This is a genomic window from Streptomyces rubellus, assembly GCF_036323805.1.
Classification (GTDB): Bacteria; Actinomycetota; Actinomycetes; order Streptomycetales; family Streptomycetaceae; genus Streptomyces.
This window is the reverse complement of sequence record NZ_JAZDCX010000002.1, coordinates 292,801-308,649: the sequence shown is the minus strand read 5'-3', so window position 1 is coordinate 308,649 and position 15,849 is coordinate 292,801. Positions and strand designations below refer to the sequence as shown.

The 15,849-nt window shown below is 73.5% G+C and carries 11 protein-coding genes; 1 reads left to right on the top strand and 10 read right to left on the bottom strand.

Translation table 11 applies throughout. The features are described 5' to 3' along the window. Nucleotides 1-39: 39 nt before the first annotated feature. The 6 genes from V1L54_RS03735 to V1L54_RS03710 form a co-directional block, all read right to left on the bottom strand. Nucleotides 40-765, bottom strand: a complete 726-nt coding sequence (locus tag V1L54_RS03735; RefSeq protein ID WP_330116379.1) for a hypothetical protein — start codon at nucleotides 763-765, stop codon at nucleotides 40-42. Beyond that, entirely contained in the window at nucleotides 750-1,634 is an 885-nt protein-coding gene (locus tag V1L54_RS03730) for a hypothetical protein (protein WP_330116378.1), read from the bottom strand. Before V1L54_RS03730 ends, V1L54_RS03735 begins: the two co-directional genes overlap by 16 nt. 547 nt (nucleotides 1,635-2,181) lie before the next feature. Then, nucleotides 2,182-3,615, bottom strand: a complete 1,434-nt coding sequence (locus V1L54_RS03725; RefSeq protein ID WP_330116377.1) for a polysialyltransferase family glycosyltransferase — start codon at nucleotides 3,613-3,615, stop codon at nucleotides 2,182-2,184. A 1-nt stretch (nucleotide 3,616) separates the two neighbouring features. Continuing rightward, nucleotides 3,617-4,597, bottom strand: coding sequence for a glycosyltransferase family 2 protein (locus V1L54_RS03720; protein WP_330116376.1), 981 nt, complete (start codon nucleotides 4,595-4,597; stop codon nucleotides 3,617-3,619). Between the two features lie 171 nt (nucleotides 4,598-4,768). Further along, nucleotides 4,769-6,085 (bottom strand): serine/threonine-protein kinase, encoded by a 1,317-nt coding sequence (locus V1L54_RS03715; protein WP_330116375.1) that lies wholly within the window; start codon nucleotides 6,083-6,085, stop codon nucleotides 4,769-4,771. After that, nucleotides 6,082-6,690 carry a hypothetical protein gene (locus V1L54_RS03710; RefSeq protein ID WP_330116374.1) on the bottom strand — a complete coding sequence of 203 codons (609 nt, stop codon included), beginning with the start codon at nucleotides 6,688-6,690 and terminating at the stop codon, nucleotides 6,082-6,084. The genes V1L54_RS03715 and V1L54_RS03710 overlap by 4 nt, the downstream gene beginning before the upstream one ends. Nucleotides 6,691-6,936: 246 nt before the next feature. Here V1L54_RS03710 and V1L54_RS03705 point away from each other — a divergent pair, with 246 nt between their 5' ends. Next, the gene (locus V1L54_RS03705) at nucleotides 6,937-7,533 is read left to right on the top strand and encodes a DUF4352 domain-containing protein (RefSeq protein ID WP_330116373.1); all 597 of its coding nucleotides are present in this window, start codon (nucleotides 6,937-6,939) and stop codon (nucleotides 7,531-7,533) included. A 93-nt stretch (nucleotides 7,534-7,626) separates the two neighbouring features. Here V1L54_RS03705 and V1L54_RS03700 read toward each other — a convergent pair whose 3' ends face one another. The 4 genes from V1L54_RS03700 to mfd form a co-directional block, all read right to left on the bottom strand. Continuing rightward, nucleotides 7,627-9,663 (bottom strand): CocE/NonD family hydrolase, encoded by a 2,037-nt coding sequence (locus V1L54_RS03700; protein WP_330116372.1) that lies wholly within the window; start codon nucleotides 9,661-9,663, stop codon nucleotides 7,627-7,629. 8 nt (nucleotides 9,664-9,671) lie between these two features. Then, entirely contained in the window at nucleotides 9,672-10,946 is a 1,275-nt protein-coding gene (locus V1L54_RS03695) for an ATP-grasp domain-containing protein (protein ID WP_330116371.1), read from the bottom strand. Between the two features lie 196 nt (nucleotides 10,947-11,142). Next, entirely contained in the window at nucleotides 11,143-12,126 is a 984-nt protein-coding gene (locus V1L54_RS03690; protein WP_330116370.1) for an aldo/keto reductase, read from the bottom strand. Between the two features lie 114 nt (nucleotides 12,127-12,240). After that, the gene (gene mfd / locus V1L54_RS03685) at nucleotides 12,241-15,807 is read right to left on the bottom strand and encodes a transcription-repair coupling factor (protein ID WP_330116369.1); all 3,567 of its coding nucleotides are present in this window, start codon (nucleotides 15,805-15,807) and stop codon (nucleotides 12,241-12,243) included. Between the last annotated feature and the right edge of the window lie 42 nt (nucleotides 15,808-15,849).

Sequence of the window (15,849 nt, the reverse complement as noted above, 5' to 3'; positions counted from 1 at the left end):
CAGGCGGAAGACGGCGACCGGGTCCCGCTGTGGGCGGGTTCACCACGGTCTGCTCCGGCGGCTCGGGTCGAAAGGCCCCGTCCCCAGGTCACGCATGTGCTGGAACCGCCGGCTCGTGGCCATGTACCACTGTCCCAGGACGGCGATCGTGACCAGCGCGCCGACGGCGCACACCGCGACCGTCTCGAGCACCCCGCCCTGCAGGTACACCCATGTCCCGAGGCCGACCACCACGAAGAGCCATCCCCGCAGCCACACGAAGTAGAGGTGGGCGCGGAAGAAGACGAACTGGTGGACGGCCAGCACTCCCATCGCGACGAACCAGTGCCCGCTCTCGGTGACCGCCAGCCATCCGAGCAGACAGAACGAACCGACGAAGAAGCACCCGAAGAAAAACAGCCGCGCCAGGAAGGAGAGCAGCGCCCTGCGCACCATGACCTCCTTGGGCTGCGGGCCCTTCTTCGGCCACAGCAGGTAGGTCGGGGACCACCTGACCGGCCGGAACAACGCGGGCTTCACCTCCTCCTCGTCGGTGGCGGTGTTGTAGACGACGACCTCGTAACCGGCGGTCTTCCGCCAGCGGAAGACCGTGGTCGGAGGCGCCGCGTTCAGGTAGTCGAGTATTCTGACCGCTCCGTGCAGCTCACGGGGATTGCCCTGGGTGACGAGGAACAGCCCGAAGGTGCCGAGGAAGACGACCCGCGCCGTGAGCCACGCGGCGCTGAGCACGAGGTCGGGCGAGATGTCCATCAGCCGAGCAGCCACTCGACCAGTTCCAGCAGGTCCACGGGATCGAACGGGTCACCCGGGTCGACGGGGGCGTTGACGACCACCTCGCCGACGACCCGGGCGGCCCGTGAGCCGCCGTCCTCCAGGGCCTCCACCAGTGCGGCGCCACCCGCGACGGCGAGCGCCCACGCGGCGACCTTCCTGCCTCCCCGTCGCCCGGTGGGCGGGGCGGGCAGACCCCCCGCGATCGCCATGGCCGTCAGCAGCGCGCCACCGCGGCGGGGATCGGCCAGATCGTCGAACAGCGTGGCCATCGCCGAGGAGAACGACTTGTCGGCCACGGCGCGGGCGAACGTCTCGGCGGTGGGCCTGCGCTCGGCCCGCGCTCGTTCCACGAGCGCCGCGAGCCGGGGCGAGGTGATCCGGGCGAGCTCGCCCTGCCAGCCGGACGGCAGTTTTCGGGCGGTGACCACCGGCCACAGCGAGAAGACGATCAGGTCGAGCAGGATCTGCTCGGGCACCGGCTCGTCCGGCGGAGTGCCGGGCCCGGCCAGGTAGCCGATGACGCCGCCGACGACGAGGCGCCGGACCACGTCCCTGCGCCGTTCGCTCCCGGGACCGGAGTCGTCCAGCCCGGCGCGCACAAGGTTGATCTGCCGGACGTGCGCGATGCTCGCCCGGTCCCCGGCGTCCTCGACCGCCGCGCGGTAGTCCGCCGCGATACGGCCGACCCACGACCGCAGTGCGGGTAAGTCCAGCGGCCGCCGGTCGTCCCCGTAGTGATAGTGGATCTGTCCGGTGAACGTGCCGGCCTGCACCACCGGGCCGAAGACGACGGCGCCATCGGTGATCTGGTTGCGCACCGCCCCCGGCTTCGGGGCCGTCTCGTCGGCGCCACCACCCATCCCCCACCCCCCTCGGCGCAGGCTCGACCCGGTCGAGGGTAGCCAGCGGGGGAACGCCGGCGTAACCCGAACACCGGAATCCGGCCCGCCGCGCGGCAGCGGAAGGGCCTGCTCCGGGCGGCCTTCGCGGACCGGGCACCCGTCCGTCGTCGCCGACGCGTCGCCGCCCGAACCGCGGGTCCCGGCCGTGTGCCGGCCGGGGCCCGCCGCTGTGGCGCGGTCGGCCGTGGCTGCGAGCTGCCGGACCCCGGGAGTGCCGGAGCCCGCGCGCCGGGCGAGGAACGTCCGGCGAGCCCGCCCGACGCGATGGCGGTCGGCGCCGGTGCGGGCCGGGGCGGGAAGGTCGCGCGGTTCTCCTCGGCGAGCCGCACGGTCGAACGGGCCGACCCGTCCTCGTACCGGCCGACTCCGCCCACCGCCGGGACACCCGACGGGGTCCGGTTCCCGGCCGGACCGCTCGGCCGGACACCCGGAACCGCGCCGGAGTACCGGCTCCCGCGGCGGGGACGGGCCGGGGCCATGGACCGGCCCGTCCCCGCCGCCGCTCTCAGCTCCCGCGGTCCGCGCGGGCGCGGGCGGCGGCGGCCCGCCTCACCCGGCGCGCGGCGCGCAGCGCGGTACCGCTGCCCGGCAGCCGCCGCACCAACCCGGGCGTGAGGCCGCCGGGGAGACCGAGCGCGGTCAGCCGGCGCCGTTTGAAGTAGCGCGCGGTGTCCTCGCCGAGGTGGACGGTCAGCCACTCCTCGGCCCCGGCCCGCAGACCGGGGTACCGCTCGGCCTGCATGCAGTACCCGACGGCCCGCACCAGCGGCCCGATCCGCCGTACCGCCGCCGCGGAGTCGGTGACCACCTCGCCCCGGCGCTCCGTCTCCAGATCCGGCACGAGGGCGTCGACGACGGTCAGCGGGACGCGGTTGCTGTTCTGGTACGGCGCCAGCCGGTCCAGCAGCGGCTCGGTGCCCACCCGGGCGACGGGCACCCCGTACAGCGCGGAGGCGGTGAGCATGGCCGTGGAGAAGCAGCCCACCACCAGCCGGGGGCGGCAGCGCCGGAACACCGTCTCGGCCAGCATGGGGCGGTCCAGGACGATCAGCCGCACCCCGGCGTCCGCGGCGGCCTTGTCCAGCGTCCTCGAGTAGCTCACGGGGGCCGTGGGGTGGGGCTTGAACAGCACGGACCGGTGCCCGGCCGCGGCGGCGCCGCGCAGCATCCGCTCGTGCAGCGCCTCCTCCTCGGCCACGGTGAGGATGCCCAGCGCCGCCAGGTACTGGCCCAGCAGCACGGCGGTGGGCGCGTTCTCCGTGCCCGCGGCCGGTACGGCGTCCGGCCCGTCCTCCGGTGCGGGTTCGTCGAGCTCGTCCAGCACCGCCCGGAACACCTCGTTCGGCACCAGTTCGGCCGGCACCCCGTACTCGGTCAGCAGCAGCGGCCGCAGACCGGGCACCAGATCGAGGTGGAGCAGGCGCCGGATGCGGCAGGCGGTCGTCTGCGGCAGCTTCTCGCGGGTGGGGCCGTAGCTCATCAGGCCGTCGGCGTAGACGTGGACGGACGCGCTCGCGAACACCGCGGCCAGCGCCTTCGCCGGGCTGACGTGCACCGACTCCACCACCAGGTCGACCGGCCCGTCGCCCAGCTCCCAGTTCGCCCGGAACAGCCGCTCCCACAGCGGGGCGTCGTCGGCCGCCGGGGCCCAGGTGCCGGGGTGGTGGGGGCGGATGGTGTCGTTCCAGTCCACCACCCGGTCGAAGCGGGCGGCGATCCGGTGCCAGCCCCGCATCCCGTCCAGCCGGGAGGCGGTCTCGGGCACCTCGGCGTTGTTGGAGACCAGCAGCACGCGCAGCGCCCGGTGCCGGGGTCCGAACAGACCCGCGTCCAGGGCGGCGGCCAGGGTGGCGGCGCCGTAGAGCGTGGAGACCTCGAAGAGCTGGACGGGGGTGCGCCCGCCGGCCGTGGCGCCGGGCGTGTCGGTGGTGTCCGGCATGTCAGGCCGCCTTCCGGGTCGCGCCGCCCAGCAGCCGCCGCAGCGTCCGGGCTCGTTCGTGGTCCATGGCCGCCAGCGTCTCCCCCAGCACCTCGCGCGGCATGCGGCGCAGCGCCGCCGCCGACTCGTGCCGCAGCCGCCGGGCGGCGGCGGGCTCGTAGCGCTGCGCCCCGGCCGCGTGGAAGGCGATCATGGCGCAGTAGGTCCGCACGATCTTGGGCAGGAAGCGTTCGGCGTCCCGGTCGGCGGCGACCTCGGCCAGGATCAGGTCATGGGCCGGGATGAAGTCCAGCTGCCGCGCGTCGCGGATCTGGGTCAGGGAGTTCGCCACCCCGCGCCGGTAGAAGACCCCCAGCAGGCCGACCACGGCGAACGTCCGCGCGCGCAGGTGGAGCTGCCAGGTGAACACCCGGTCCTCGGCGGTGCGCAGATGCTCGGTGAACCGCAGGCCGGCCCCCTCGCCGGGGTCGAACAGGGCGCGGCGGTAGATCCCGGCCCAGACGAAGGGGTAGTCCACCATCGTCTCCATCTCGGGCGGCGCGACGGCGTCCCGGGGGTCCAGCACGGCGTCCCGCCGCCGCGCGGGCGCCCGCTTGACGGAGCGCGCGCGGCCGGTGGACCGCACATGGTCGGTGCGGACGAAGTCGCAGCCCAGCTCCTCGGCGGCGGCCACCAGCTCGTCCAGATAGCCGGGCGCGTACCAGTCGTCGCCGTCGAGGAAGGTCAGGTAGTCGCCCTCGGCGGCGTCGATGCCGGTGTTGCGGGCCGCGGAGATGCCCCGGTTCTCCTCGTGGCGCAGCAGCCGGGCGCGCGGCAGCCCGGCCGCGGCCCGCTCCAGGATCTCCCCGGTGGCGTCCGTCGAGCAGTCGTCGACCAGGATGAACTCCGTCCCGGGCCGCGCGTTGGCCGCGAGGCTGCGCAGGGTGTCCGGCGCGTAGTCCTGGACGTTGTGGAAGGGGACGATGACTGAGAGCTTCGGCACGTGGTTTCCAGACGCTGCGGGCAGGACGGCGCGGCCGGTCGCGGCATTGAACCACCCGGCCCCGGCTGGAGGGTAACCACGCGCCCGGCCCGGCGGGTGCCCGTCGGGGGACGCCCGGATTAACTCTCGGCGTACGGCCGGTGGCGGCCCGGCCGGGCAGCGGCCGCCGGGTCAGCGGCCGAGCCGCTCCCGGCACAGGGACTCGTCCCGGCGGAGCTGGGCCACCACCGGGTCGTACGGCCCGCGCTCGGCGGTGTACTCCTGGGCGAGCCGGGTCAGCTCGGGCAGCGCCCGGGCGTACTGGCCGGTGTCCAGCAGCACCGCCGCGTACTGCTTGCGCAGGGTGCGGACGACGGGCGACTGCGGGCCGTGCTCGGCGACGGCGACGGGCAGGGCGCCGCCGAGCAGTTCGGCGACCCGGGTGTAGTGGCCGGCGGCGAGCAGGGCGCGCGCCTCCTCCAGGGTGGCGCCCAGTCCGGCGGGCGCCGGGGACGGCGGCGGAGCCGCCGGAGGCGGCGGCCCGAAGCCCGGCGCGGGGGCGGCGGACCCGGCGGGGCCGTACGGCGGCCACGGCGCCATGGGCTCGCGGAACGGGCGGGTGGGGTCCAGCGGCAGGGCCGGTCCGGGTGCCCCGGGCCGGGGCAGCAGCGGGGCGAGGGCCGCGTACACCTCGTGGGCGTCGGCGGGACGCCCCTCCGGATCGCGGTCCAGCAGCCGCCGCACCAGGTCGGCCAGCTCCGCGGGCGCCTCGGGGCGCAGTTCCCGCACCGGGTGGGGGGTGTGGTGGAGCTTCTTGTACAGCACCCCGTGCGGTTCCGGGGCGTGGAAGGGGACCCGTCCGGTCAGCAGCTCGTACAGCAGCGTCCCCAGCGCGTACAGGTCGGCGCGGGGACCGACGGGGCTGTCCCCCACGGCCTGCTCGGGCGCCATGTAGGCGGGGGTGCCGACGAGGGCGCCGGTACGGGTCAGCCGGGCGGTCTCGCCGCCCGTCCGCACCGACGCGATGCCCAGGTCCAGGATGACGGCCCGGCCGTCCTCCCGGACGATGACGTTGCCGGGCTTGAGATCCCGGTGGACGACGCCGACGCCGTGCACCGCCGCCAGCGCGGAACACAGCTGGGCGGCCACGGCCACCGCCCACCACCAGGGGTAGGGCTCCCGCTCGGCGAGGTGGTCGCGCAGGTCGCTGCCCTCCAGCAGCTGCATCACCAGATACAGGTCGTCGCCGTCCCGGCCGGCGTCGTGGACGGCGACCAGGCCCGGATGGTCGAGCTGCGCGGTGACGCGGCACTCGCGCTCGAACCGCTCCCGCAGCTCCTCGGGGTCCGTACCGCCCGACAGCGAGGCGACCTGACCGGAGTGCATCAGCTTCACGGCGATCCGGCGCCCGCCGAGTCCGTGGTCGCGGGCGCCCCACACCTGGCCCATGGCGCCCCGGCCCAGTGGTCCGGTCAGCTCGTACCGCCCGGCGATCAGCCGTCCGTTCACCGGCTCCCCTGCCCGTGCCCGTCCCGTCGTCCGCGCAGCAGCGCGTCCAGCTCGTCCAGCTCCGAGGCGACCTGGCGCATGCGCGTCGACGGCGGCTGCGGCGGCTGCGGCTGCGGCTGCGGCTGGGACGGTACGGGGGCGGTGGGCCCCGGATACCCGTAGCCCCCGGGCCCGGCCGCGGGAGCGGCGGCGTACGGCGCCGGATACCCGGCGGAAGGCGGGCCGGAGTGCCCCACGAGGGGATACGGCGCGGGGTCACGCGGGAAGCGGTCGCCGAGGACGGCGTGCACGGTGGCGCCGCCGAACAGCAGCACCATGTACAGCCCGGCCAGCAGGGAGGCCGTCCCCTCCTCGCCCTCCGGCTCGTTCGCGGGCACGTTGACCAGCAGCACCACGTAGACCGCGGTCAGCACGACAAAGACGGCGAGGACCGCCCAGTCCGCCCGGCGCCCGCGGATGACCGCGAAGCGCAGCGAGGGCACCCAGGACAGCAGTCCGAGCGACAGCAGCGGGACCGCGGCGAACAGCAGCCGTACCACCATGCCCCCGGCGCCCGGCCCGCGGCGGGAGGGCACGGGGGGCGGGGCGGCGGCCGGACCGTACATCAGCGCTCTCACTCCTGGTTCCGACTGGTCCCGACATCGTTCGCAGCGAGGGTATACACCGCCCCGGACATCCCGGGCCCGCTCCCGGGACGCCGATACCGATCCGATGCCGGACGGGTCCCGGCACCCCGCCATCCGGCATCCATTGACATCTCAATGAGATAACCGTGCATTGACTCTATTCACACGCCCTGCTGTAGTTGGTTCACCGTTCAAGGCTCCACACGTCCGGAAGGTGTCCCGCCCATGCCCGCTCAGCAGAACCGCCCCGCCCGCAAGCGTCTGACCGCCGCCGCGGCCGTCGCCGTCCTCGCCCTGGGCGGTCTCACCGCCTGCGGGACGGCGGAGGAGCCGACCACCACCAAGGCCACGGCGTCCGGTGCGGACAAGAGCGGGGACGCCGAGGACGCCGGGGACGCCGGGAAGAAGGAGACGGAGACAGCGGAGGACGGGCCGCTCGGCGCGGGCGACACCGCGAGCTACGACAGCGGTCTGAGCATCACCGTCTCCGAGGCCGTCCCCTACACCCCCGGTGAGTTCTCGATAGGCCACACCGAGGGCAACAAGGCCCACAAGGTCACCGTCACCCTGGAGAACGCCGGCGACGAGAAGATCGACATCAGTCTGGTCATGCCCGCCGCCCGCGCGGGCGAGGAGGGCGTGAACGCCGAGCAGGTCTTCGACGACAAGGTCGGCGAGGGCTTCCAGGGCAACCTGCTGCCGGGCAGGAAGGCCACCGCGGAGTACGTCTTCGACGCCCCGGCCGACGCGAGGAACCTCGACGTCGAGGTGGACCTGCTGGACTTCACCACCGAGCCCGCCCAGTGGAGCCTGCCGCTCTGAGGGGCACCCCGCCGGGCGCGGACCGGGCCTGCCCCGCTGCCGTCGGCGGCTCCCCGGGGGACAGGCCCCTTCCACAGGTCCGCGCCGGGCGCGTCAGACGTGGTCGCGGGGCAGGCGCTCGTTCCAGGTGCGGGAGAACACCCGGTGCTCCCCCTCGTAGCCGTCCAGCGTGGCGTCCAGCAGGAACTCCTCCTCGGTGCACCGCAGCACCTGGCGGGTCACCGTCCGCGCCCGCCATTCGCCGCGGGAGAACTCCATCGTCCACTCCGTCTCGCCCCGTGCGGAGGTGAGGTCGTCGGCCACCGAGGCGTAGCGCTCCCAGGCGCGGCGGCGCACCGTCAGGTCGATGCCGTCGAAGCGGACCGTGCCGCCGTCCTTGACGATCTCCAGCGCCGACTCGTAGTCCACCAGGTCCCGGGTGACCGTCCAGCGCTGCTCGGGCGGGGTGAGCTGGGTGGTCCGCAGCGGCTCGGTGCCCTCGGGCTCGCCGAACGGGTCCCCGTACACCTCGTCGGACTCGGCGGTCGGGCGCGCCGGCAGCGTCAGGGTGCTGGCGGGCGTGTACACGCTCAGCAGCACCGGCCTCGGCGGCGGCCAGGCCAGCGGCCAGTACGACGTGGACAGCGACAGCCGGATGCGGTGGCCCGGCGGGAAGGCCTGCGCCACCCCGTTGAGCCGCACCGTCGCCCGGTAGCGGCGGCCCGGCACCAGCGGCTCGGGCTCGTCGCGGCCGTCGCGGCGGGTGAGGTTCAGCAGCCCGTAGGTGACCCGGGTGGCACGGCCGTCCGGGGCCACGTCCGATAGCCGGGCGGCCACCGTCGCCACCGGCTCGCTCACCGAAAGCTCCAGCTCCACGCTCGGCGCGCCGAGGATCTCCACCCGCTCGGTGAGGACGTCGCTGTCGAACACCAGGGAGCCGCCGTCCTCCTCGCGCTGGTCGTACGGCAGGTCCGGCGGCGCGTTGTACGAGGCCCACTTCCCGGCGAACTGGCCCACCGACAGCGGCGACTGCACCGTCAGCTCCGTCTCCTCGGCCCGGCCGTCGGCCGACTCCGCCGGGCGGCCGATCCGGTGCGCGCCCAGCGGCAGCACCGTCGGCGTGATGTGCGGCGACGGCCAGTCGGGCTCACCCACCCAGCGGCCGGGCCGCTCCTCGTACGAGGTGGACGGCGGGACGCTCTCCTGCATCCAGGCGCGCAGCACGGGCGTGTCCAGCACCCCGTTGTCGGCGCCCTTGAGCCAGTGGTCCCACCAGCGCACCACCTCCTGCAGATAGCCGATCGCCGGCCCCGGCTGCCCCAGGTGCGGGTACTTGTGCGACCACGGGCCGATCAGTCCCCGGCGCGGCACGTCCAGGTTCTCCAGCAGCCGGGTGACGGCGTTGGAGTAGCCGTCCGCCCAGCCGCTGGAGGCCAGCACCGGGACGTCCACCGCCGAGTAGTCCTCGCACACCGAGGCGTGCCGCCAGTACTCGTCGCGCCGCTGGTGGCGCAGCCACTCGAGGGCCCACGGCCGGGTGTTCTCCAGCCGCTCCCGCCACATCCCGCGCCACCGCTCCCCCACCAGCGCCGGGTCCGGCGGGCAGGTGGCGTAGGCGAACATCGTGCCCGCCTCGGCCAGGTTGTCCGACAGCAGGCAGCCGCCCATGTAGTGCATGTCGTCGGCGTACCGGTCGTCGGTGAAGGAGGAGATGACGATCGCCTTCAGGCTCGGCGGGCGGCGGGCGGCCACCTGGAGCGCGGCGAAGGCGCCCCAGGAGATGCCCATCATCCCGGTGCCGCCGTCGCACCAGGGCTGCTCGGCCAGCCAGGCCAGCACGTCCTCGGCGTCGGTCTGCTCCACCTCCAGGTACTCGTCGCGCAGCACCCCCTCGGACTCGCCGGTGCCGCGGACGTCCACCCGCACGCACGCGTAGCCGTGCCCGGCGATGTAGGGGTGGTGGATCGAGTCGCGCACCGAGGTCAGATCGCGCCGCCGGTAGGGGATGTACTCCAGGACCGCGGGCACCGGCTCGGTGTCGGAGGAGACCGGGCGCCAGATCCGGGCCGCCAGCCGGGTCCCGTCCGAGACCGGGATCCAGACGTGCTCCTCCTCCTTGACCGCGTACGGCAGGCTGGTCACACAGCGCACGGGGGAACCTACTCCTCTCCGAACTCGTAGGGCAGCATCGCCAGACAGTGGTCGTACTTCTGGCGCATCTCCGCCTCGCTGTCCGCGCCGACGTAGACGTGCGTCAGCTCGTAGCTGTAGCTGTCCTGGCCCGACAGCTGAGACAGCCGCTGCCCCTCCGCCACCTTCACCGCGACCCGCACCCCGGGGATCTCGCGCTCCACCCGCTCGACCTCCTCCGCCGTCGGCATCCGCCGCACCACGCCGTCGGCGAACTGCCGGTGGTACCACTTGCCGGACACCGCGTAGGGGCCCCGGCGGTACGGCAGGTCCGGGTCGCGGCCCAGCGCCAGGCTGAGCATGCAGTGGTGGTTGGGCACCCCGTCGACGAACTCGAACAGCTCGGCGTGCGACTGGGAGTGCCGCGGGTTGATCTCCAGCAGGGCTATCTCGTCCTTCGCCGCGTCGTAGAAGTACTCGATGCTGAACGTCGCCCAGTCCAGGCCGATCCGCTCGATCACCCGCCGGGAGACCTCCCGCAGCCGCCGCACCACCGGCTCGGGCAGCGCCGAGGGGTACTGGTGGCGCAGGAAGGAGGAGGTGCCGGGGTAGTTGATCGAGTCCAGCACCCCGTAGACGACCACCTCGCCGTCGTACACATAGCCCTCGACGGCCGCCTGCACCCCCGACAGCGACTCCTCGGCCAGACACGCCTGCCCGCCCGCCTCGGCGACCTCGGGCGGCAGGTCGAGGCGGTCCATGACGAACTCGAAGGGACGGCCGATCCGGCCGATGCCCTCCCGGATCTCGGCCACGGCCCGCCGGAACTCCGTCTCGTCCTTCACCCCGAAGGCCAGCTCCGAGGAGTAGGACTTGACCGGCTTGAGCCACATCGGGAACCGCAGGCCCTCCGGCGGCCGCGGCTCACCGTCCAGGTCCACCAGCGCGAAGCGCGGGTGCTCGTCGATGACCTTGCTCTGCTCCAGCCGGCTCCAGTACTTGTGCTCGCACTTGACCACCGACTCCAGACTGGTGGCGCGCGTCCCGTACCGCTCGGCCAGGATCGGCACCAGCGTGCTGACCGGGAAGTCCCAGTAGCCGACGATCGCGTCGACGCTCCCGTCGAAGGCGTCCAGCTCCTTGCACGCCTTGTCCAGCAGCTCCGCCACCGGGATCTCGCCCTGCTGGAGCTCGGCGACGTCCAGCAGCGGGTGGAACCGGTAGTCCACCGCGTACGGCACCTCGCTCAGGGTCCGCCGGTTCTCCTCGTCCAGCCCGATGACGAACACGTTCGCCTGACTCACTGCCGCCTCCTCGTGCGTGGGACCACGAGTCCTTCCGGCTACCCGGCGGCCCTGGTGCCATTCGCCCACCTGGGGAAACACCGTGCATAACACTGGTAAGCGTTTCGAAAAGGAGCGGAAGCGGCCGGTGGGGCCGGGCGGTGTGCTCCCGCCCGGCCCCACCGGCCCCACCGGCCCCACCGGCCGCCCGCGCCCGTCACCAGCGGTGGTGCACCTGCGCCCGGATCCGCCGGTCGTACAGCTCCCCGATCGCCTGAAGCGTCTCCGCCGGCAGCGGCGGCAGCTCCGCGGCCCGCGCGTTCGCCCGCGCCTGCTCCACGCTGCGTGCCCCCGGGATCACCGAGGTCACCCCCGGCTGCTGGACGATCCACCGCAGCGCCGTCTGCGCCGGGGTGAAGCCCTCCGGAGCCAGCTCCGCGAACTCCTCCGCCGCCGCCAGACCCGTCTCGTAGTCCACTCCCGAGAACGTCTCGCCCTGGTCGAACGCCTCACCGTGCCGGTTGAAGTTCCGGTGGTCGTCCGGCGAGAACACCGTCTCACGGGTGTAGCGGCCCGACAGCAGACCCGAGGCCAGCGGCACCCGGGCGATGATGCCCACCCCCGCCTCCGACGCCGCCGGAAGGACCTCCTCCAGCGGCTTGAGCCGGAACGGGTTCAGAATGATCTGCACACTCGCCACCCCCGGCCGGGCGATCGCCGCGAGCGCCTGCGCACAGGTCTCCACACTCACCGCGTACGCCGCCACCCGCCCCTCGGCCACCAGGGTGTCCAGCCCCTCGAACACCTCGTCCGAGGAGATCACCTCCGACGGCGGGCAGTGCAGCTGCACCAGGTCCAGCGTCTCCACACCCAGATTGGTGCGCGAACGGTCCGTCCAGGCCCGGAAGTTGTCCAAGCTGTAGTGCTCGGGCAGCTGCTCCGCCCGGCGGCCCGTCTTCGTCGCCACGAACACGTCCAGGTGCGGACGCTCCCGCAGGAACCGGCCGATCAGCCGCTCGCTGCGGCCGTCCCCGTACACGTCCGCGGTGTCGAAGAACGTCACCCCCGACTCCACCGCCGCGTCCAGCACCGCCAGGGCGTCCTCCTCACGCACCTGACCCCAGTCCGCACCCAGCTGCCAGGTGCCCAGTCCCACGACGGACACCGCGCGGCCCGTCCTTCCCAGTACTCGCTGCTCCATGGACGCGATCCTACGGGCGGACCGGCCCGGAACACCGGACCGGTCCGCCTTCATACCTCCAGGTCAACCCTGCGGGACCGCTCCCATCGGCGGCCCCGCCCCGACCGGGCGCCCTCAGCCCAGCACCGTGGTCAGGAACTCACCCACCCACGCCAGCAGTTCACGCCCCACCACCGGCTTCCCGCCGATCCGCGCCGTCGCCGGACGCGGCACCAGCACCTGCCGCGCCGCCGGCTTGACCACCGACCGCGGGTACAGCCGCTTCAGCCGCAGCTCCTGCGACTCCCGCAGCTCCACCGGCGCGAACCGCACGTTCGGCCCCTGCAGCGTGACCTCCGTCACCCCGAACGACCGCGCCAGCATCCGCAGCCCCGCCACCAGCAGCAGGTTCTCCACCGGCTCCGGCAGCGGACCGTAACGGTCGGCCAGCTCCTCCCGGACCGCCGCGATGTCCTCCTCCGAGTCCGCCTCCGCGATCGCCCGGTACGCCTGCAGCCGCAGCCGCTCCCCCGGCGCGTAGTCGTGCGGCACATGGGCGTCCACCGGCAGCTCGATCCGCACCTCCGGCGGCGGCTCCGCCGCGCCCTCGGAGCCGCCGGACTCCAGCGCCGCCCGGAAGTCGGCCACCGCCTCCCCCACCATCCGCACGTACAGGTCGAAACCCACCCCGGCGATGTGCCCGGACTGCTCCCCGCCCAGCAGATTCCCCGCCCCGCGGATCTCCAGGTCCTTCATCGCCACATACATGCCCGCGCCCATCTCCGTGTGCTGCGCGATCGTCGCCAGCCGCTCGTGCGCCGTCTCCGTCAGCGGCCTCTCCGGCGGATACAGGAAGTACGCGTAACCCCGCTCCCGGCTCCGGCCCACCCGGCCCCGCAACTGGTGCAGCTGCGACAGCCCGAACATGTCGCCCCGCTCCACGATCAGCGTGTTCGCGTTGGAGATGTCGATGCCCGACTCCACGATCGTCGTGGAGACCAGCACGTCGAACTTCTTCTCCCAGAAGTCCACCACCACCTTCTCCAGCGCCGCCTCCGACATCTGGCCGTGCGCCGTGGCGATCCGCGCCTCCGGCACGATCTGCCGCAGCCGCGCCGCCGCCCGGTCGATCGACTCCACCCGGTTGTGGATGTAGAACACCTGGCCCTCGCGCAGCAGTTCCCGCCGGATCGCCGCACCGATCTGCCGCTCCTCGTACGGCCCGACGAACGTCAGCACCGGATGCCGCTCCTCCGGCGGCGTGGTGATCGTCGACATCTCCCGGATGCCCGTCACCGCCATCTCCAGCGTCCGCGGGATCGGCGTCGCCGACATCGTCAGCACGTCCACGTTCGCCCGCAGTTTCTTCAGCTGCTCCTTGTGCTCCACACCGAACCGCTGCTCCTCGTCGACGATCACCAGACCCAGGTCCTTGAACTTCGTCTCCGAGGAGAACAGCCGGTGCGTACCGATGACGACATCCACGCTGCCGTCCCGCAGCCCCTCCAGCACCGCCCTCGCCTCGGCGTCCGACTGGAACCGCGACAGCGCCCGCACCTTCACCGGGAACTGCGCGTACCGCTCCGAGAACGTCCCGAAGTGCTGCTGCACCAGCAGCGTCGTCGGCACCAGCACGGCCACCTGCTTGCCGTCCTGCACCGCCTTGAACGCCGCCCGCACCGCGATCTCCGTCTTGCCGTAGCCCACGTCCCCGCAGACCAGCCGGTCCATCGGCACCGGCTTCTCCATGTCCGCCTTCACCTCGGCGATCGTGGTCAGCTGGTCCGGCGTCTCCACATACGGGAACGCGTCCTCCAGCTCCCGCTGCCACGGCGAGTCCGGGCCGAAAGTGTGACCGGGTGCGGCCATCCGCGCCGAGTACAGCCTGATGAGATCCGCGGCGATCTCCTTGACCGCCTTCTTCGCCCGCGCCTTCGTCTTCGTCCAGTCCGCGCCCCCCAGCCGGTGCAGCGACGGCTGCTCACCGCCCACGTACTTGGTGATCTGCTCCAGCTGGTCCGTCGGCACGAACAGCCGGTCACCGGGCTGCCCCCGCTTGGCCGGGGCGTACTCCACCACCAGGTACTCGCGCGTCGCGCCCTGCACCGTGCGCTGCACCATCTCGATGTAGCGGCCCACCCCGTGCTGCTCGTGCACGATGTAGTCCCCCGCCCGCAGCGTCAGCGGATCGATCGTCTTCCGCCGCCGCACCGGCATCCGGCCCAGCTCACGGCTCGCCGCCCGCTGACCCGTCAGATCCGTCTCCGTCAGCACCGCCAGCCGCAGCCCCGGATCGACGAACCCGCTCTCGACCGTCCCGCACGACACGTGCACCACCGACGGGGCGATCTCACCCAGCTCCGGCTCCAGCCGCGCCGCGATCCCCTCACCGCCCAGCACCTCCACCGTCCGGGCCGCCGGACCCTGCCCCTGGGTCAGGAACACACACCGCCAGCCGTCCGCCAGCCACCCCTTGGTGTCCGCCAGCGCCCGCGCCGTGTCCCCCCGGTAACTCTCCGGAGCCCGCATCCCCAGCGTCAGCGCGTCCCCGGCCGGCTCACCGTCCAGCTCACCGCCCGCCGCGCCCGCGGCGAACGGGCTCACCGACCACCACATCATCCCCAGCTCGCGCGCCCGCTCCCGGACGTCCGCCAGGGACCACAGCGACGCCGCCCCCAGATCGACCGGCGCCTGTCCGCCCCCCGCCGACGCCGCCCACGACGCCTGCAGGAACTCCTTCGACGTGGCCACCAGATCCGCCGCCCGCGTCCGCACCCGCTCCGGATCGCACACCACCGCCATGCTCCCCGCCGGCAACACGTCCAGCAGCAGCTCCATGTCGTCCACCAGCACCGGTGCCAGGGACTCCATCCCCTCCACCGCGATGCCCTCGGCGATCTTCCCCAGCAGCTCGTCCAGCTCCGGATGCTCCCGCGCCAGCTCCGCCGCCCGCTCCCGCACCCGGTCCGTCAGCAGCAGCTCACGGCACGGCGGCGCCCACAGACCGTGCTCCGCCACCTCAAGAGACCGCTGGTCGGCCACCTTGAAATAGCGGATCTCCTCCACTTCGTCGCCCCAGAACTCCACCCGCAGCGGATGCTCCTCCGTCGGCGGGAAGACGTCCAGGATCCCGCCGCGCACGGCGAACTCCCCCCGCTTCTCCACCAGCTCCACCCGCGCGTACGCCGCCGCCCCCAGCGCGTCCACCACCGCGCCCATCTCCGTCTGCTGCCCGGCGCGCAGACCCACCGGCTCCAGCTCCCCCAGCCCCTTCACCTGCGGCTGAAGCACCGACCGCACCGGCGCCACCACCACCCGCACCGGCCCCGCCGACGGATCGTCCGCCCGCGGATGCGCCAGCCGCCGCAGCACCGCCAGCCGCCGCCCCACCGTGTCCGAACGCGGCGACAACCGCTCGTGCGGCAGCGTCTCCCACGCCGGGTACTCCACCACCGCGTTCTCGTCCCCCGCCGGCATCAGCGACCGCAGCGCCGACACCAGCTCCTCGGCCTCCCGCCCCGTCGCCGTCACCGCCAGCACCGTGCGCCCCGCCGACCGCGCCAGCGCCGCCACCGCGAAGGGCCGCGCCGCCGGCGGGCCGACCAGATCCACCCCGTACCGACCGCCGTCGGCCGCGGCCCGCACCGCCTCGTCCAGTGCGGGATCCCGAACGACGGCGTCAAGAAGACCGGTGAGACTCATCGAGGCATTCCATCCCAGGGGCTGGACGACAGGGACACACAC

Coding starts and splice junctions, on each gene's coding strand:
- V1L54_RS03730 (WP_330116378.1), bottom strand. CDS start 1,634: ATGGGTGGTGGCGCCGACGAGACGGCCCCGAAGCCGGGGGCGGTGCGC.
- V1L54_RS03725 (WP_330116377.1), bottom strand. CDS start 3,615: ATGCCGGACACCACCGACACGCCCGGCGCCACGGCCGGCGGGCGCACC.
- V1L54_RS03710 (WP_330116374.1), bottom strand. CDS start 6,690: ATGTACGGTCCGGCCGCCGCCCCGCCCCCCGTGCCCTCCCGCCGCGGG.
- V1L54_RS03705 (WP_330116373.1), top strand. CDS start 6,937: ATGCCCGCTCAGCAGAACCGCCCCGCCCGCAAGCGTCTGACCGCCGCC.
- V1L54_RS03690 (WP_330116370.1), bottom strand. CDS start 12,126: ATGGAGCAGCGAGTACTGGGAAGGACGGGCCGCGCGGTGTCCGTCGTG.
- mfd (WP_330116369.1), bottom strand. CDS start 15,807: ATGAGTCTCACCGGTCTTCTTGACGCCGTCGTTCGGGATCCCGCACTG.